17 protein-coding genes and 2 pseudogenes are annotated in these 16,795 nt (G+C 61.1%); 13 read left to right on the top strand and 6 right to left on the bottom strand.

The features are described 5' to 3' along the window. The 3 genes and pseudogenes from J7I79_RS24260 to J7I79_RS14625 form a co-directional block, all read right to left on the bottom strand. Positions 1 to 789 (bottom strand): annotated as a pseudogene (locus J7I79_RS24260) (IS30 family transposase); the annotation flags it as partial. Between the two features lie 9 nt (positions 790 to 798). After that, positions 799 to 1,041 (bottom strand): hypothetical protein, encoded by a 243-nt coding sequence (locus J7I79_RS14630; RefSeq protein WP_214954256.1) that lies wholly within the window; start codon positions 1,039 to 1,041, stop codon positions 799 to 801. Between the two features lie 539 nt (positions 1,042 to 1,580). Continuing rightward, positions 1,581 to 2,066 carry a hypothetical protein gene (locus tag J7I79_RS14625; protein ID WP_214954254.1) on the bottom strand — a complete coding sequence of 162 codons (486 nt, stop codon included), beginning with the start codon at positions 2,064 to 2,066 and terminating at the stop codon, positions 1,581 to 1,583. Between the two features lie 1,042 nt (positions 2,067 to 3,108). Here J7I79_RS14625 and J7I79_RS14620 point away from each other — a divergent pair. Both J7I79_RS14620 and J7I79_RS14615 read left to right on the top strand, forming a co-directional pair. Next, a pseudogene (locus J7I79_RS14620) lies at positions 3,109 to 3,515 on the top strand (RidA family protein). Between the two features lie 74 nt (positions 3,516 to 3,589). Continuing rightward, a complete protein-coding gene (locus J7I79_RS14615) occupies positions 3,590 to 4,114 on the top strand; it encodes an AAA family ATPase (RefSeq protein ID WP_214954251.1) in 525 nt (174 codons plus the stop codon). Between the two features lie 543 nt (positions 4,115 to 4,657). On the opposite strand, the gene J7I79_RS14610 is transcribed toward J7I79_RS14615, so the two are convergent. Both J7I79_RS14610 and J7I79_RS14605 read right to left on the bottom strand, forming a co-directional pair. Then, the gene (locus J7I79_RS14610) at positions 4,658 to 5,764 is read right to left on the bottom strand and encodes a CU044_5270 family protein (RefSeq protein ID WP_214954249.1); all 1,107 of its coding nucleotides are present in this window, start codon (positions 5,762 to 5,764) and stop codon (positions 4,658 to 4,660) included. Then, on the bottom strand, positions 5,730 to 6,326 hold the full coding sequence (locus tag J7I79_RS14605) for a sigma-70 family RNA polymerase sigma factor (protein ID WP_311380582.1): 597 nt from the start codon (positions 6,324 to 6,326) through the stop codon (positions 5,730 to 5,732). Before J7I79_RS14605 ends, J7I79_RS14610 begins: the two co-directional genes overlap by 35 nt. Positions 6,327 to 6,812: 486 nt before the next feature. On the opposite strand from J7I79_RS14605, the gene J7I79_RS14600 reads away from it, so the two are divergent. The 9 genes from J7I79_RS14600 to J7I79_RS14560 all read left to right on the top strand — a co-directional run bounded on the left by J7I79_RS14600 (position 6,813) and on the right by J7I79_RS14560 (position 14,532). Then, positions 6,813 to 7,424, top strand: coding sequence for an RNA polymerase sigma factor (locus J7I79_RS14600; protein ID WP_214954245.1), 612 nt, complete (start codon positions 6,813 to 6,815; stop codon positions 7,422 to 7,424). Next, a complete protein-coding gene (locus J7I79_RS14595; RefSeq protein ID WP_214954243.1) occupies positions 7,421 to 7,996 on the top strand; it encodes a hypothetical protein in 576 nt (191 codons plus the stop codon). Before J7I79_RS14600 ends, J7I79_RS14595 begins: the two co-directional genes overlap by 4 nt. Before the next feature lie 541 nt (positions 7,997 to 8,537). Further along, on the top strand, positions 8,538 to 8,714 hold the full coding sequence (locus tag J7I79_RS14590; protein ID WP_214954241.1) for an SHOCT domain-containing protein: 177 nt from the start codon (positions 8,538 to 8,540) through the stop codon (positions 8,712 to 8,714). A gap of 188 nt (positions 8,715 to 8,902) precedes the next feature. Continuing rightward, entirely contained in the window at positions 8,903 to 9,988 is a 1,086-nt protein-coding gene (locus tag J7I79_RS24965; protein ID WP_396020200.1) for an aminoglycoside phosphotransferase family protein, read from the top strand. 303 nt (positions 9,989 to 10,291) lie between these two features. Beyond that, on the top strand, positions 10,292 to 10,903 hold the full coding sequence (locus J7I79_RS14580) for an RNA polymerase sigma factor (RefSeq protein WP_214954237.1): 612 nt from the start codon (positions 10,292 to 10,294) through the stop codon (positions 10,901 to 10,903). Positions 10,904 to 11,316: 413 nt separating this feature from the next. Beyond that, positions 11,317 to 11,892 (top strand): hypothetical protein, encoded by a 576-nt coding sequence (locus J7I79_RS14575; RefSeq protein ID WP_214954235.1) that lies wholly within the window; start codon positions 11,317 to 11,319, stop codon positions 11,890 to 11,892. 646 nt (positions 11,893 to 12,538) lie between these two features. After that, positions 12,539 to 12,823, top strand: a complete 285-nt coding sequence (locus J7I79_RS14570; RefSeq protein ID WP_251042777.1) for a hypothetical protein — start codon at positions 12,539 to 12,541, stop codon at positions 12,821 to 12,823. 183 nt (positions 12,824 to 13,006) lie between these two features. Next, entirely contained in the window at positions 13,007 to 13,591 is a 585-nt protein-coding gene (locus J7I79_RS14565; protein WP_214954233.1) for an RNA polymerase sigma factor, read from the top strand. Beyond that, positions 13,588 to 14,532 carry a peptidase M56 family protein gene (locus J7I79_RS14560; RefSeq protein ID WP_214954231.1) on the top strand — a complete coding sequence of 315 codons (945 nt, stop codon included), beginning with the start codon at positions 13,588 to 13,590 and terminating at the stop codon, positions 14,530 to 14,532. The genes J7I79_RS14565 and J7I79_RS14560 overlap by 4 nt, the downstream gene beginning before the upstream one ends. Here J7I79_RS14560 and moeB read toward each other — a convergent pair. Continuing rightward, complete coding sequence (gene moeB, locus J7I79_RS14555) at positions 14,526 to 15,725, bottom strand: molybdopterin-synthase adenylyltransferase MoeB (RefSeq protein ID WP_214954229.1); 1,200 nt, start codon at positions 15,723 to 15,725, stop codon at positions 14,526 to 14,528. The two genes, J7I79_RS14560 and moeB, sit on opposite strands and share 7 nt — an antisense overlap. Positions 15,726 to 15,791: 66 nt before the next feature. Between moeB and J7I79_RS14550 the strand changes: the two genes are divergently transcribed. Continuing rightward, entirely contained in the window at positions 15,792 to 16,478 is a 687-nt protein-coding gene (locus tag J7I79_RS14550) for a TetR/AcrR family transcriptional regulator (protein WP_251042776.1), read from the top strand. A gap of 51 nt (positions 16,479 to 16,529) precedes the next feature. Beyond that, positions 16,530 to 16,754, top strand: a complete 225-nt coding sequence (locus tag J7I79_RS14545; RefSeq protein WP_104172190.1) for a DUF3107 domain-containing protein — start codon at positions 16,530 to 16,532, stop codon at positions 16,752 to 16,754. Positions 16,755 to 16,795 lie beyond the last annotated feature (41 nt).

Here is a 16,795-nt window from a genome sequence, read left to right as displayed (position 1 = left end):
CCAACTTTCGGGGACCACTCCAGCAGGCCATTGGTGTTTCGTTAATGCCGCGCTGCCAGGGCGAGTGGGGGTCGCAGAAGTAGATTTCGATGCCGGTGTCGATCTTCACGGTTTTCCAGTCCTGCATTTCGATGCCCTGGTCCCAGGTCAGGGAATGCCGCAGCGCCTCGGGGAGCGTCTTGATCTTCGCGGCCAGTGCATCACGCATCTGCTCGGCCTTGTGCCCGTCCGGCAGGTGCACGAGCATCGTGTAATTGGTGCTCCGCTCGACCAGCGTCCCAATCGCGGACTGATTCCCTTTGCCGATTATTAGATCCCTTCCCAATGCCCCGGCACGGCCCGGTCCTGAACCCCCGGAGGACGCTCGGAAATGTTGATCATTCCCGGGATCCGGTTCTTGCGCTGGCCGGCCTTGCGGCAGGGCTGCCGCATAGCCCGCCCGGTGCGCAGGCACGCGGTCAGATCACGCTTCAGCGCCCCGCGGGACTGCACGTAAAGGGACTGGTAGATCCTCTCGGGTGACACCCTCATCTCCGGCTCATCAGGGAACTCAACCCGGAGTCGTCCTGCGATCTGCTCGGGTGAGTACTTCTTTGTCAGGTCCTCCTCCACCTTCGCACGCAGCACGGTGTTCGTGTGCAGTTTCGCTGGTTTCGGACGCGAGGCCCGCTCATAGGCCAGTGCGTGCGCTGAGGTCGCCCGGTAGGGAAATCCTGCCACCGAGTTGCGCCGCAACTCCCGGGAAACCGTGGAGGCCGATCTGCCGACCACGGCTCCGATCTGCCGCAGTGATTGTCCCTAGGCGCGCAGTATTGCGATCTCCTCGCGCTGGGCGAAGGTCAGGCAACGGCCCTTCAGATCACGGCCCCGCCGGGGCCTGGCGCCGCCCGCCTCAAACAGGACCCTGCGCCCGGTACGCCGGCTCGTATTGATCGGACCCACGGCATCAGTGATGAAATCACCCGCCTGCATCCCGGCCCAAAAAACCTGCAAGAGATCAGGCCTCAAATGAATTGAATATCCCGCCATGACAACACCCATCCGCTAAGTGTTGCAATCACCGCAAGAACCCAAGGATCCTCTAGCGAACATTCAAGAATTCGCGATGGTTCCAGGGAACCGGTGCGCCTCCAACCGAAGCAATCTGGATCGTAGCGTCCGCAGTTCTAACGAGGCACATCATGCGGTTACCGATCAGGGCCGCGTAGCGTGCCTGCGTCGCGAAAATATCCAAAAGCAGATGGGCAGTCTTTGCATCCCTGTCCGCGAAAGATTCTGCGGTGCCGAAGCCACGCGATCGCCTCGTCGAGGATTGGCCGGCGATGGAACAGGGTGATGAAACCATTTTGGATCAAGAGGAAGCCCAGTGGATGGTTCAGCTCGTCTGCCAACTCCAGGTTGCCTTGGAAGAAACTCTATTCCGTGGATCCTCCTTATTTGGATATCGACAGGGGCAGATACGCGGTCCTGGTGGCGCCGTGAGCCGTTCCCCCGCGTTGGTGCCTGGTTACTCTGACTTGTTCAGGCCACTGTGCCGAGGTCAGACCCCGGCAGGCCAAGGTGTTTTGAGAAACCTGTTATCAGTGCTGGCGTAATTGGTACCCCGTTGCACCTTGAAGCATCTTGATCGTCCAAGGTGGCTCACCGGCAGGCTTGATTGGAACGGCAAGGTATTCCACCTCGTAGGCAGACGATAGCGACTTACGGAATGCGCGCGTGAACACCTCCTTACTCAGCGACTCGTAGAGAGCGTGTTCGAATGTCTCACTTTGTCCAAGTTCGGTGGTGAGGAACTTCGCAATCTCATGGTTAGCACCAGACATAAACTTCTTGGTCATGGCCTTGCCCCAAATCACTAGCCCCACAGTCACTAACACCAGCACAAGACCAAAAGGGATGTAACTTCGTGTGGCTAGCAGGACTGCTTCGATAACCACGAACGCCAGTAAGATCAACACTGTTGGTACATGCGCAGCATTACGCTTCTTGACGATCTCATCAGGGAGAAGCAATGTGACGTGGGAGCCGTCCGTTTTATCCTTTGAGAAGGAAGCCGCATCATTCATATCTGGCTACCCTACCGGGTGGCCTCCATGAACGAGGTCACGCCATCCAGGGTTTTCAGCTGGGCATGTTCCCACCGTCCGATCCGGATGCGTTCGGGCCTTTTCCTCTTCTGTCAGCATGGCCTCTATGTGTGCGGGGCCATGCCTGCGACTCACCGTCAAACCCCTACCAGCCGGCGGCACGGCGGCCTTTTCGCCAGTACAGGGCGCCGGTGACGGCCACCAGGACAACGAGAACGGCAGCGATAAAGCCTCCACGGCCGTTTCGGTGTCGGAGACCTGGCTGCCTTTTTCTGTTGCGACGGGGGCGGCAACCGGGCTGGCTTCGGCCACGGGGGCCGCGGTCGGTTCCTGGGTTGGATGCTCCTCGGTCTGGCCTCGGGGGCCGGCTGCTCCTGCTGCTGTTCCACCGGCCGATCGGCTTACGGGCACTGCTCCCTCCCATGCACACCTGTCTTGTATATTTCAGCGCCTTCGTTACCTTGTCCGTGTCCGGTTAGTCCCTACGGGCTCTAACTACATACACGAGGCGCAACGCGAAGTAGACGACGGCGGCCACGCTCACCACTGCGAAAATCCACGTGCCATCCATGCTGAGCGCGGGGCCGCTAGTACACATGCTCGTAGCGCCAGACTCGATTGTGTAGCCAACGCACTCGCCCCGTCTATACCCCAACAACGCTAGGTTCACGGTGATCACGAGGAGGATCGCGACGGCCCAAGGCCACCATCGCGGTGAACGGAATCGCGGCGTTTCATCCATGCAGTCACTCTACTGATCGGGCCATCCAATTTCTGCCCCTTTCAACGTTCTCCTCCGGCCGCCGCCACGGATGCTTCAGCCGCAGGCTGTGTGTATCAAGCTGTTGACACATGGCGGGGGTCCAACCATTATTCACTTGGTGACCAAAGGGTCCTTCGGCCTGCCGATGGGGGCGGACAACGCCGTAAGCCGATCGGCTTACGGTCCATGCTTTTTTGTCTCGTTATCGGCACCGATAAGCTGAGATTGGCCAGCGCATATCCAACTAGAGGAACGCCCATGCCCAGCGTAGTTACCTCGTTCGCTCGAGCACGCTCAATGCCTCCGCGCAATACGCATATGCGGCGACCGTTCCCGGCGGCGCACGCCTCATTTTCCTAGCCGGATCATGCCCCTTGAATAAGGACGGTACGACCGCGGGCCTCGGGGACTACGCAGCACAGGCCGCAAAGGCGATTGAGAACTTGTGTCTAGCCCTGGAAGCCGCCGGCGCCGGCATTGGGGATGTAGTCTCCACTCGCGTCCTTGTGGCATCGACCGAACGGGCCGACCTGATAACCGCGTGGGACGTGGTTCGGGCAGCCTTCGGCGAGCACGATGTGCCCAGCACCCTGATGGGAGTCACGGTGCTCGGCTACGAAGACCAGTTGGTGGAGATCGAAGCAATCGCTGCAGTTATCGAATGAACCGAGGCGGGCCGCTCATTGTTCGGCTAACGAGCGCCGCATGACGGACACTTCGTGGCACTAAAGTTCGGACCATGATCATTTGGCTCAACGGCACCCACGGCGCCGGCAAGACGACGACGAGCGCACTCGTTCAGCAGCTGATCCCGGATTCACGGGTGTTCGACGCCGAGAAGGTCGGCGAGACACTCATGGACATTACCCCGGGGCTGCCGGGGACGGACAACTTCCAGCACTGGCCGCCGTGGCGCCCGCTCGTAGTCGAGACAGCCCGCCGCGTACTCGAGTACACCGGAGGCACGCTGGTGATGCCTATGACTGTCCTGGTTGAGGCGTACTGGCGCGAAATAAGCGCAGGCCTTGCCCAACATGCCATTCCGTTACGGCACTTCGTCCTCCATGCTGACCAAGACACCCTCCGCCGGCGCATCGCTGGTGACACTGTTCTTGGCCCCAATTCCCCGTTCCGCCTCAAATACCTTGAGGCGTACGCCGAGGCCGCCCGCACATGGCTGCACGACGAGGCCGAGGTGGTCGACACCACCCACCTCACGCCTGCCCAGACCGCCCTGCAGATCGCAGAGGCCCTCAAGAGTTAGGTCCACCGGACACCTGGACCCAGGATCTCGTCGGCGGTCCTGGTCCAAAAATGAAGGGCGTCATCGGTCATTCCACCAGGAGGGACGCCTGTTCTTCTGCCCCACCGCGTGTCCCGGTGGGGGATCGTCAGGCGGGACAACACTGAGTACAGCGAATCTGTCCCGCTCAAGGTTCCCCTAGGGAGCTACCCAGGCCACGAGCTTTGCGCCTGAAGTAGGCTTGCAAGGTCCTTTCTGGGCAGCTAAATCTTTGGGGGAAGAATCATGGATATCGTCCTGCCGGTCGTTTTCGCGGCCATCTTCTTTTACGTTCTCTACGGAGTAATCCGGGCGGCGACACGAGACGGGATCATTGCGGCTAAGCAGGCCGAAAGTGGAGACGACCGGTAACCCCCAATTGTGACCGGCCGTCTCGGCTTGTTGTAACTCGTGGATGCCCCCGGGTTGTGGGCTGCGGATGGTGACCTGATTTGCCGGTGTGCGGCCGTGTCCCGAGGTCTGGAATGTCGGATACGCCTAGGCGGCCATCTTGGTCATCAAAGCTTAGGGGGCGGAGTCCACCACGGACGTCCGCACGGAGGTCCAGGACATGACGGTTCCGGCGGGTTCACCTGGGTAATCCTTCACAAGGATGTCCCGTTCTCCGATCACGAGGCCCGAGGTGGGATCGATGATGATGTCCTGCCGGGAACCTCCCCCGGGAATGTCCAGGCCGATGGCTATCCCGGTCCTGCCGTCGACTGTTGCCTGTTTGTCTGCCACTGTGACGCCGGTGATGAGCGCGGCAGCCTTGTAGAGGGCGGCGCGCAGATCTGCGGGGACAACACCTGTGCGCAGGCCATCCGCGATCGTCACGAAGGCCTCCAGTTCAGGAGACTTCCCGGCCCCCTTCGTCCGCTCATAGATGAGATCCAGCAGGGCCCGCGGATCCCGGGGCAGGCAGCCGGCCTCGCTCAGGGGCGTGCCGATAATGACTGTTGGCTCGTTCCCGTAGAAGGCGCCCTTTAGGGCACGCTGATCCTCGTAAGGAGACCGCCCTTCCGGTTGTGCCTTCCGGATTTCGGCTTCTACGGCCTTGGCGGCTTCACTGGAGAACTGAAAAGGGACGCGCTCCTCGCGGTTCCAGACCCATTCCCCATCCCGGTCCGCCGGGACATAGACCTGGCCGCCGGTCTTCTCCAGCCACGACGCCTGTGTTCCGTCCGCGGCAGCGCTGCTTGCGCCGTAGACGGCGGTCGTTTCGATCTTCAGGTACTGGCCGGGTCCCACCACCGGATCGGAGGTCCGGATGGTTGCAGCCGCGGCGTTGCTCAGGACCTCTGCAGCCTCGGCGGTTGCTCCCGGACGGTCGGGCAGGATGACGTCAGCGGCCACGATGACGCCCACGAGAAAAGCTGCGGCCGCCGATGCCATCACAATGCGGCGCCGGATGCGCATCGGGTTGGCCCTGAGCGACGAGGGTTCCTCATCCGCAACAGGGAAAGACAGCACGTCGGATCTGAAAACCGTGCGTCGTCCGGGCTTTCGCTGGACGCTGACCGCTTGGCGGTCTATCCGTTCTAGCAGCTTCATCCGGCCGTTCTCGATGACCGCGTCGCTGGCCACGGGTGTCCCGTCACGCATTGCGTGCAGGAGTGATAACTCGTCCATGCTCAATCTCCTTGTCATCTGTGTTCCGCAAGCCGGCAGCATCGCGAACGATTCGCCGCGCCCTATTTAGGCGCGATCGGACGGTCCCGACAGGGACTCCGGTTGCCAGTGCTATTCCCTCGTACGTCAGATCGGCCCATGCATAGAGCAGCAGGCATTCACGGTCAGCGGGAGAAAGTGTCCTCATCGCTCCGGCCAGGTTTGATGTCGCCGCGGCAGCATCAAGGCGTTCCGCGACGCGATCGGCGCCGTCGTCGTAACTGCCCCGACCGGCCGCTTTCGCGAACGCCTTAAGCCGTCGGGCTTCAGTGCGGTGGTGACGCCGGAGCAGATTGGTTGCTATCCCAAACAGCCAGGGCCTGGCGTCCTCCCACTGATGGTCGAATGAGTCCAGGCCTTCATAGGCGACCAGAAACGTCTGGGACATGACGTCCTCGGCTACCGATTCACCCGCCCGGGTAGCCGCATAGCGGTACACCGCGCGCGAATACTTGTCATAAAGGGCAGCGAAGGCCCGGGGGTCCCTGCTGGATCTGCGAATCAAGTCGCTGTCGGTAGTCACAAGCTGTATTGCCCCTTCACGGGAAAAGAGTTCACGGCAGTCTAGATCCCTGACGGCCCAGGCAAATTTCCTGTCTGCACGCGCACCAGCCAGCCTTGGAGGGAAGGGCCTACCGCTGTCAGCAGCAAAAGCGATATTCATGCCGATCTTCGCCGCAGCAGCGTTGATTCAGACATCTGGCGATGGAGGGTATACGACTCTCGCACCTTAGAATCGAACCCAGTCCACAAGAATATCGGTAATTTGCGGAGCAGCTTTTGAACGAATAGCTCTCCGAGAGCACCAGGAATATAGGCGGCGCTGAAGCCGCTTCCCTCGGATGCGCGCACGCGTCAGGGGGCTCCGAATGGAGGATCCCGGCCAAAGATCGGTCACTACCGGGGGTTACCGGCAGTCTCTCCACATTCCTCTGCGATCTTCCAGATCCGCACCACATTTCGATTATTCCTGATGGAACCAGAGAGTGGTTGCCGGACACTTATGGGTATGGGGAAGCAAGGGAAGGAACATCGGGACGGTGAGCTGTGGTCGCGCGTCCTGGATGGTGATGGTCCCGCCTTCGCTGCACTATTCGTTCTCCACCGCGACAGGGTCTTCGGTCACAGCCTGCGTTTGGTCAGAACGCCTCACGAGGCAGAGGACGTCACCGCCATGGTGTTCCTCGAAGCCTGGCGCTGCAGATCAAATGTCCGGCTGGTCAACGATTCGATAATCGGCTGGCTGCTGGTAACCACAACCAACGTCGCCAGGAACCGCCTCAGGTCCACCCTTCGGTATGAGCAGCTCATCCGAAAACTCCCGCTCGCAGAGACGACACCGGATCACGGAGACTGCGTGGCCGACGCCGTTGATCTGGACCGGCGGTCTCAGCTTCTGCACAGGGCCTACCGTTCACTCGGGCGAAGAGATCAGGAAATCATCGCCCTCTGCATTCTGGAAGAGATGAGTACCACCGAGGTGAGCGAGTTGCTGCGCATCCCACCGGGCACAGTGAAGTCGCGGCTCTCGCGCGCCAAACAAAAACTGGCACAGCTGCTAAATCCACAAGCCGGACTGCTGCCGGCGACCCCACTCACCCCTGAAGAGGGCACATCATGAATGACATCCCCCGCTCACAGCTCTTCAACGAACAACGCAGCAAGGCCATCGAGCAACTCCTCACAAAGGTTGCGCAGGACGGAACCCCGGAAAACCGTCACTTCCACAACACGAAGGGTAAGCGGATCCTGCTGTCCGGCGTCGCCGTTGCCCTGGCCGTAACCGGAGCAGCCGTAGCGCTGCAAATGCCGGTCACAGATAAGAGTTCTGTTGATTGTTTCGCCCGTGCCGAGCTCCACGGCAACCAGTTCCCCGGCGGCACAGGTGTCCTGGGGGAAGGCACGAGGGTAGGCGAGGCATCGACGCAACGCAACCGCATCCCTATCGAGGACGCCCTGGCAGTCTGTCGGGCCATGTGGGCGCAACACGGGCTCGACCCCAACAGCCCGAACGGCAGAGCACATCCCAGCCTTTATGACCGCAGCTCCTCCTACCCGATTCCGGACCCACTGACCGTATGTGTTCTCAATGACGGACGCGCCGCGGTAATCCCGGGTGACGAAAGCGTCTGTGCCTCCCTTGGCCTCGCGTTGAAAGCCGACCCGTCATCGACCCTTCCGCCGGCCTCATGATCGGGAAAAGGAAGATAGCGCTCAAAGCAACGGCCGGCTTTCCGGCCGGCACGGCCACGATACAAACTTCAGTGGTGAACGAAGCGCCATGAACGGCATCTCCCACCTTCCGTTACCCGATCATTTCGCGAAACGGGAGGCGTAGCTGGGCCATTGGTTCAGATGCTATTCGGTAAGTTGCCGGCCCCTCCATCCTGTTGCTATTAGGGAGGCATCCACAGTTGGACGGGAACCAGGTTCTTAGAGACATTGGAAGGCCAGCGGCCACGGCCTGGGGATGTTCAATGAGTGTTCGCAGGGCTATCCTCGGCAGATGAACCAACATGCGGTTTCTACCGACCCCGGCGGATACATACTCGCGTTCAGTATCAGCCGGAAGTGGCTTCGGATAGCGGGGTCGTGTGCAGTTGCGGCTGGAGTCGTTATTGCAGTCGTGGCAAGTGCAACAGAGCCGTTTCGAGCCCCCTTGGGAATTGCGTTAGGCGTCCTCGCTATAACCTTGCTTATCGCGATTGCCATCAAGAGCCCATCACGAGGGAAGATGGCAGAACCAGCGTGGAACAAGGCCGGCGCGGGCAGCCATCGCATAACGCTTGGCAGGGTGCGGGGCAGAAGCTCGGTGGCGGCAGAACTGGCTCTTCTTGCAGAGCTCCATGCCAAGGGCGCACTCTCTGACGAGGAATTCAGCGCCGCCAAGCTTCGCACCCTTGGAGACTGATCCAGCAGCTTCTGCTGCCTTATCTTAATGATTTTTAGGGACAGACTCCGGCGACCTGAACTCGGCACGGCCAGATCCAACGGCAGTATCGGTCCACTCGCCGCTGACCGTGTCACGGCCGACGACCGTGGGTCAGCATGACGTCTGGTTCCGTTGAAGTTATTGGCAAAGCCTGATTGCATGACTTCGTGGATGACGATCATTGGAGGCGGCTGCCTGCGGGAGTGCATGACTGGTTGCTGAAACAGGTCAACGGCGAGGCACTCACCTTTACGTCCACAATCGGTGGATACTCCGGCGGGTTGACCGGATTGTTGAGCGTTTCCGGGGACGTGTTCTTCGTAAAGGCTGTTCCGTTGAATTCGCCTCCTGCAGCGGACTACATGACTGAGGCACGCGTGGCCAAGGTGCTTGCTTTCAAAGTCCCGACGCCGCGGTTGTTGTTCGAAGGATCGGTGGAGGGCTGGGTTCTCCTGGTGTTCGATGTGGCCAAAGGGCAAACACCGGATGAGCCATGGCAGCGCGATCAGCTCTTGGCAGTTATGAAAATGCTGGATGAGTTCTCGTCCCGGCTCACTCCGACCCCTGTGGCAGGTCTGCCTACCGTCGCGGATCGGATGAGGGGCCGTTGTTCAACGTGGTCCCAGCTCCTGGCGACTGGATCCTGCGGGCTGCTCTCCGTAGGGGAGCTGAGCCTGTGGGAACGGGAACACCTTCCGAGGCTTGCCCGTCTCGAACAATCATGGGAGAGCATGGTCCATGGCGAAACGCTGCTTCACTTCGACCTGCGACACGACAACCTAAAAATAGACGAACGCGGGCAGATCTGCGTTCTTGATTGGGGCCGGGCGTGCATAGGTCCGGACTGGGTTGATGTCGTCTGCTTGCTTCTGGAATCCGGCGCGGGATCAACAGATCTGGAGAGCCTATTCCTCCAAAGCTTACGGGCACGAACGCGGATCCGCAGGCTGTTGACGCATTCCTCACTATCCTGGCCAGCTATTGGCGGCATGCTGCCACGCTCACTCACGATGTGCCCACGGAGCTCAAGCGCCGCCGCGAGTTATCCAGCAAGAGCACCCTTCAATGGATCCAACAGCGATGGCGCAACTAGCGATCGCCCCGGAGGCAGCTCTCGCCCGGTAAGTTGGCTCCGCCTGGCGTGCGGGTGGTCAGGAATGGTTCGGGGATCAATGGCCATAGAGCCGCACTATTACAAGGGAACCGTCCCGTTCAGGGTTCCCCTTCCGAGGGGACGGCTGACGGCTCGCTGACGATCTTCGTCGACGGTGAAGAGGTTCCAGGCACCTTTCCACGCACTGGCATGGGCGGTTTCCAACGATCCTCGCAACAGGCCTCGATTTGAAGATAACCATATCGCTGGACGGCCCATCGCCAGGATGGCCCGCGCCCAGGACGACTGCCGGATTTACCGTGCCGCATCAAGCCCCTTCACGGTGCGGACAGCAAACTCAAACTGCTGCTCCTCAAAGGGGCACCTTGATTCTTTCGTTTTACTTCCCTGAATTTTCTCCTCAAATCATGGAACCGACAGGGGTGACCGGACACTATGAGGTATGGGCGAGGAATTGGGTGTCTCGGACGAGGTTTTGTGGCATCAAGTTGTTAACGGAGATGGTGATGCGTTCGGAGTGCTTTTCGATCGCCATTACGACAGGGTGCGGCGGCACGCTCTAAAAGTGCTAAGAATCCCTCATCTGGCTGAGGACGTAGTGGCTATGGTCTTTTATGAGGCGTGGCGCCGGCGGACCAATGTCCGCATGGTCAATGACTCCATATTGCCTTGGTTGCTGATAACGACGAACAACACGTTGCGTAACCATGTCCGCCAGCAGCGCCGCTACAGACATTTCCTTACCCAGCTCCCACCACCGGAAGACTCAGCCGATATCGCCGAGGGCATCGCTCAGGCTGATGAATCCCAGCTCCAAGCTTCTGCCCTCCGGGAAGCGTTCGCCCAGCTCAGACCGCCTGAGCGGGACGTTCTCACCCTGTGTGTCGTGGAGGGCATGGGAGCAAAGGAAGCGGGTGCTGCACTCGGTATCGCCGACGGAACGGTCAAGTCCCGCCTTCACCGGGCCAAATCACGACTCGGAAGCTTGTACAACCAGGTCATGCATGAAAAGGAACCTGACGCCCAGACAACTCTCGGTTGGAGAACATCATGAGCACACGCCAATTCCAAGCCGACCGGCGGGAGGCTTTGCGTAAGCAGCTCGTCGAGCTGCCAACGCTGGCCGGCGCCGATGATCCCCTCCGTTACAAGCCTGGGAAACCAACGCCTCTCCGCCACCGGAACCAGGATTCCCGCTTGCCGCTCAAAGACAGCCCAGCGCCCCGTCCCAGAGTCGCCAGGCGTGTCTTACTTGCAACCGCCGCGGCGGTTGTCGGCACCCTTGCCGCAGGACAGATCAGCGTCACTGCCCAAAGCGCACACGCGGCTGGAGTTCTCCGGGCCGCGGCAGAGCAGACAATGACGTTTGTGGATCCGGTAGCAAAGCCGGGCGAATATTTGCTTGTCCACACTCACGCCAACTGGAGTGTCACCGGAGTGGACGCATCCGGGAACATGAGCACGCGGATGAATGCACAAACTATCGACGTCTACGTCCCCGGGAACAGGGACGAGGAATGGGTGCTCGATCGGGATTGGGGCGACGCGGGCCCTGCGCCCATGAACGACGGGGTAATCCGGGCTAAAGACGGACACTTTTACGGAGGTCCCTGGAGCCCGCTTGATGCCGAGCAGCTCGATGCCCTACCGCGGGACGGGCAGGCTTTGTACGACCACTTCAACGCACAGTATCAGGGAGGTTCCGCCTCCCGCGACGAGGACAATTTTGTCCGAATCACCGATCTTCTCAGGCTGGGACTCGTCCCCGCTGACCTCCGCGCCGGTCTCTACGAGGCCTTGGCTCTGATCCCGGGAGTGACCGCCAGCGAACAAGCGAACTTCGACGGCAAGGTCGGCATAGCCATCGGCCGCACGGAGCCTCTTCGTGCGGGACAAAGGGCAGAGATGATCATTGACCCGGACACCGGCCTGGTCATCGGCGAACGAACAATCATGACGGTGGCAGCCTTCGGCTTCGGCGCCAACGACGTCGTCGGCCACACAGCCATCGACTACCGAATTGTGGATGAAGCCCCTCAATAAAAAGGATGCAGATTCTGTTTCACTGAAGGTTCACCAAAGGGAGCCGTGATCCGACAAGTAGGAATCCCTTTGGTAGGAAATGCCTTTGGCGAGACTCCCGGTGAACGACGGGCTAGTCTCACACTATGAAGCCTCGGGGCATACTCCTGCTTGCCGCAGGCGCGGTTGTCTCAGTGTTGGCAGTCGTAGCCCTGATCGGCCATATGCCTTGGGCAAGCCGGCCTTGTCCAGCAATGGGTTATGCCTACACGGGCGAAGTGGAGCTAGCCTTTTCCAGCCCGCCCGAGTCAGTAGCGGCTTGTTTCGGGGATGGGTGCGTTCCCCAACAGGTGGCAAGAAACGCTGAGCGAAAGTGGCTGGTCCCGCAGTCTCCGCCATACTTGAACCCGCCTGTTAGCGTCACCTCGATTTATGTAGAAGCCGCAGGCACCTCTGATGCCCGGATAGCCCGTTACCTACCAATAGAAACGGAATCCACCGGTGAACACCCCTTCGGACCCGAGTGCGGGGGACCCTTCAGATTCAAGCCCGTCCAAGTCACCTTCGACTGAAGCACCTGACTGCAATCCGGGCGGAAGATTGACCGGCAGGGGTTCCCGAGACGGACCGTCTTACGGGCGCCGTGAAGGCGGGACCGGAGTTCGCTATGGTCACCCCGATGCAGACGACTTTCGATCACCACACCAGGGTGGAAGATTGCAGGATGGAGACGATCGAGTGGTGGCCGAAATTGGACCCCGAAGCGCAGGCGTGGCTTATTGCGCACAATGGCGAGGTTGTCGCCGCGGATGTGTTGAACAAGATCGTGGCCGTCGGCGGCGTTGTGACGTCGGACGCCTGGTGGATCGGCGATCGGGGACCCGAAGGCTTCTATCTCTCCGACGAAGCAGTCGATTGGATCGAGACAACTGCCAACGGCGAATCAAACTGAAGTGTGCCCGCTGAGGGATCCTCTTAAGAAACGCGCATTTTGCACTGCTGGCTTCATCTCCGGCAGTGCGTTCCGCAAACGGGACCCTGTGCAATGGCCGCGCTGTCTTGGGGCGGCTCCGAGGAGTCCAAAGAATTTTTCCTATTTGTGAAACCTTTTGACGGTTCCCGGACAATACATGGCATGCGGAACGTTGAGGCCGACGACGGCGGGCTGTGGGCGAGAAGTCTTAAGGGTGAGGGCGAAGCCTTCGGGTTGCTGTTCGACCGGCACCGAGACCGAGTCTTCCGCCACGCGTACCGGCTGTCCGGCGAGCGCCATGACGCCGAAGACATCATGTCAACAGTGTTTCTGGAATTGTGGCGCCGTCGGCTGAGGGTACGCCTTGTTGAGGGCTCCGTTCTTCCGTGGCTACTCGTCACGACGACGAACGTGGCGCGCAATACCAGGCGGGCCGCGTTCCGTTACCGAAAACTGCTCGATTCCCTCCCGCGGGCAGACGGCATTTCCAATGCGAATGATGATCTCTTCCTTCAGAGCGAGATGGACGGGGACGTAGCCCGGGCCCTCGGCACACTCAGCGCCCTTGATCTGCAGCTCGTGAGCCTGGTCATCTTCGAGAAATACACCATCGCGGCCGCCGCATCCGTCCTGAACCTGACCCCCTCGGCCGCCAAGACTCGCGTGCACCGGGCGCGGCAACGCATGAAGAACGCACTTACCGCGGCACCCACGCCTGCCCCGGCCCTGGAAGGAGACCCGGCATGAACGAGATACGCGTCGACGACACGTTTAGTGAAGCACTTAGGGCAGAACTGGTCTCACAGGTGGAAAAGACATCGCCTGCCAGGTCGCGGAAGCGGACCCGGATGTGGCTGGGGGCGGGCGTCCTCGCCGGCATCGGACTTCTTGGAGGGGTCGGGGCGACCGCTGCCGGGTTGTTCGTGGTCCCCGGCGCCAAGCAGGTCACACCGCTGTCCACCCCCCACGTCGCAACCTATGAGGGAACAGCCACAATCGAACTCGGTGACCCGCCTGAAGGCACCACTGGCATACAGATGGACTTTACCTGCCTTACCGCAGGGCGCTTCGAGTACCAGGACGGCTCCAGCAGCATCTGCTCGGCCGCCGACGGCGGCACGCGCGGCGGTTGGTCCGGGTACCTGGTCAAACTCGCTCCCGGACAGCACAGCGTGACGTTCACGACCGACCCGGGAAACCGCTGGCAACTAACGGCAAAATACGTCAACTGGGAAGTCACTGACTGGGCCGTCAACGCCGACGGCAACACATACGGCATGGAGAACGAAAACGGCTCACCCGACATGATCGCCGTCATGGCGACCAACGGTAACCGGGGGTACGCCTACAGGTCCGAACTGGAGGAAGCCGACGGCACCGCGGCCATGAAGACCTTCAAGAGTCCCCAGGACGCACTCGACTGGCAGGAGGCGCGGCGTGGCAAGTCCTTCTTCGTTCCCGTGTATGACGCGGACGGGAAAACGGTGGTCGGGGAATTCGTAGTCGGTCCCGCTAACGGTCAAGTGGGCCAGGTCCCGCCGCAACAGCCCAGTCTTGGCTTCCCCGGCACCGGGCAATTGACCATGCTCTGGGGATGGGCGGGCATCAGGCCCGCAGTTGTAGTCGCGGCCGTCAAAGTGGACTTTTGCTGGGATCTCTCGGGGCCAGAATCCCGCCGGCCTCAGTAGACCGGCTTCGCCGGTTCCACTTCCCGCACCCAGGCGAGGATGCCGCCGTCAAGATGGCTGACCCGCTGGTATCCCGCCTTGCGCGCTGCGGCCAGGACGGCCGCGGAACGCGTACCGGCCTTGCAGTGGAACACGATGTCCTTGTCCTGCGGCAGCTCGGCCCAGGCCTCCCCCGCGAGGATCCTGCCCTGCGGAATGAGGACCGAGCCGTCGATGCTGACGATATCGTGCTCGCCGGGCTCCCGGACGTCCACGAGGTCGAAGTCCTTCAGGCCGGCTTTGCGCGACGCCAGCATCGTGGCCAGCTGCGTCGCCGTGACGGTGTTTTCCTTGGCTGTGGCAGTCTCCGGAACGATCCCGCAAAATGCCTCGTAGTCGGTGAGTTCAGTGACGCGCTCAGCCTCCGGGTCCCGCGCCACCTTGATCTCGCGCCAGCTGCCGCCCAAGGCGTCAAAGAGCGCCACACGGCCCAGGAGGGAACGCCCGACGCCGGTGATCAGCTTGACTGCCTCAGTCACCATGAGCGAGCCCACGGCAGCGCACAGCATCCCAAACACGCCGCCTTCGCCGCAGGAAGGCACCGAACCGGCCGGCGGAGCTTCCGGGTAGAGGTCGCGGTAGGTGGGGCCGTGCTGTTCCCAGAACACGCTGACCTGGCCGTCAAACCGGAAGATGGAACCCCACACGTAGGGCTTTCCGAGGATGGCCGCGGCGTCGTTCACCAGGTAACGGGTGGCGAAGTTGTCCGCGCCGTCGAGGATGATGTCGTAGCCGGCGAACAGCTCCAGTGCGTTGGAGGCGTCGAGCCTGACGTTGTGGAGCCGCACGTCCACCAGGGGGTTCAGTGCAGCAATGGAGTCCCGGGCTGACTCGATCTTGGACCGGCCCACGTCCGCAACCCCGTGGATCACCTGGCGCTGCAGATTGCTCAGGTCGACGGCGTCGTCGTCGATGATTCCCAAGGTTCCCACCCCCGCAGCGGCAAGGTAGAGGAGGGCGGGCGAGCCCAGGCCGCCGGCCCCGATGACCAGGACCTTGGCGTTCTTGAGCCGGCGTTGGCCCAGCGTGCCGATTTCGGGAATGATGAGGTGGCGGGAATACCGCTCGACCTCTTCGGCTGTCAATGCGTCGGCCGGTTCCACGAGCGGATCCAGGGTTGCGGGGACAGCAGTTGCGGTGAACATGGAAGCCATACTTCAATGTATGCCCGAAGATGCCGCCAGGTCATATTACCCGCGCGTAAAGTGTAGGTAACTGCAATGGAAAGAAGGCCAACAGTGGTTCATCAGGCACCGGTTGATCGGACACCGGCCGGGAAGGCAGCCGCGGGACAGACGCGGGCCGGCGGTGCGCGTTCGGCGAGGCTCCCGCGTGACGAACGCCGCGCCCAGCTGCTGGCGGCTGCCCAGGAAGTGTTCGTCGCCAACGGCTACCACGGCGCCGCCATGGACGAGATCGCGGAGACCGCCCACGTCAGCAAGCCGGTGCTGTACCAGCATTTCCCTTCCAAGCGCGAGCTCTACCTCGCCCTCCTGGACAGCCACCTGAGCTCACTGACAGACCTGATGCTGGGTGCCCTGAGCTCGACCACGGACAATGACGAGCGCGTCCAGGCCGTCATGCGGGCCTACTACCGCTTTATTGCCAGCGACGACCAGGCCCACCGCCTGGTGTTCGAGTCGGACCTGATCAACGATCCCGACGTCAGTTCGCGCCTGGAAACGTTCAACAAGACATTTGCCGACGCCGTGGCCCGCGTGATCGCCGAAGACACCAAGCTGCCTCCTCTGGAGGCCCAGCTGCTGGGGCGCGGACTCGCCGGGATGGCGCAGGTCAGTGCACGGTACTGGCTCGAAACGGACGGAAACCTGGACCTCGATGTGGCCAGTGACCTGATCTATCGTTTAGCTTGGCGCGGAATCTCGCGCTTCCCCAAGGAAACCTAGACTACAAATAGAGAACACCTTTAGAACTTTGATTGGCTGGGAGGCCTCGCTGTGGAAGTAAAGATCGGCATTCAGAACATCGGCCGCGAAATTGTGCTGGAATCGGCTCAGGATGCTGACGCTGTGGCAAAGCTCGTCGGGGAATCCATCGCCAAGGGCGCAGAACTTCGGCTGACTGACGAAAAGGGCCGTGTGGTCATCATTCCCGCCAACGTCCTGGGCTACGTTGAAATCGGGGCAGAGGAAGCGCGCCGCGTCGGTTTCGGCCAGCTCTAGGCTGCCGTTTCAGTTTGTCCCGCCCGCTCTGCAGCAAGGAG

The organism is Arthrobacter sp. ISL-69, assembly GCF_018613775.1.
GTDB lineage: Bacteria > Actinomycetota > Actinomycetes > Actinomycetales > Micrococcaceae > Arthrobacter.
This window is presented reverse-complemented; position numbering and strand designations above follow the sequence as displayed.

Bases quoted from the DNA above. Each gene is read 5' to 3' on its own strand.
- J7I79_RS14630 (WP_214954256.1), bottom strand. From the start codon at position 1,041: ATGGGTGTTGTCATGGCGGGATATTCAATTCATTTGAGGCCTGATCTC.
- J7I79_RS14625 (WP_214954254.1), bottom strand. From the start codon at position 2,066: ATGAATGATGCGGCTTCCTTCTCAAAGGATAAAACGGACGGCTCCCAC.
- J7I79_RS14615 (WP_214954251.1), top strand. From the start codon at position 3,590: ATGATCATTTGGCTCAACGGCACCCACGGCGCCGGCAAGACGACGACG.
- J7I79_RS14610 (WP_214954249.1), bottom strand. From the start codon at position 5,764: ATGGACGAGTTATCACTCCTGCACGCAATGCGTGACGGGACACCCGTG.
- J7I79_RS14600 (WP_214954245.1), top strand. From the start codon at position 6,813: ATGGGGAAGCAAGGGAAGGAACATCGGGACGGTGAGCTGTGGTCGCGC.
- J7I79_RS14595 (WP_214954243.1), top strand. From the start codon at position 7,421: ATGAATGACATCCCCCGCTCACAGCTCTTCAACGAACAACGCAGCAAG.
- J7I79_RS14590 (WP_214954241.1), top strand. From the start codon at position 8,538: ATGGCAGAACCAGCGTGGAACAAGGCCGGCGCGGGCAGCCATCGCATA.
- J7I79_RS14580 (WP_214954237.1), top strand. From the start codon at position 10,292: ATGGGCGAGGAATTGGGTGTCTCGGACGAGGTTTTGTGGCATCAAGTT.
- J7I79_RS14575 (WP_214954235.1), top strand. From the start codon at position 11,317: ATGAATGCACAAACTATCGACGTCTACGTCCCCGGGAACAGGGACGAG.
- J7I79_RS14570 (WP_251042777.1), top strand. From the start codon at position 12,539: ATGGTCACCCCGATGCAGACGACTTTCGATCACCACACCAGGGTGGAA.
- J7I79_RS14565 (WP_214954233.1), top strand. From the start codon at position 13,007: ATGCGGAACGTTGAGGCCGACGACGGCGGGCTGTGGGCGAGAAGTCTT.
- J7I79_RS14560 (WP_214954231.1), top strand. From the start codon at position 13,588: ATGAACGAGATACGCGTCGACGACACGTTTAGTGAAGCACTTAGGGCA.
- moeB (WP_214954229.1), bottom strand. From the start codon at position 15,725: ATGGCTTCCATGTTCACCGCAACTGCTGTCCCCGCAACCCTGGATCCG.
- J7I79_RS14550 (WP_251042776.1), top strand. From the start codon at position 15,792: ATGGAAAGAAGGCCAACAGTGGTTCATCAGGCACCGGTTGATCGGACA.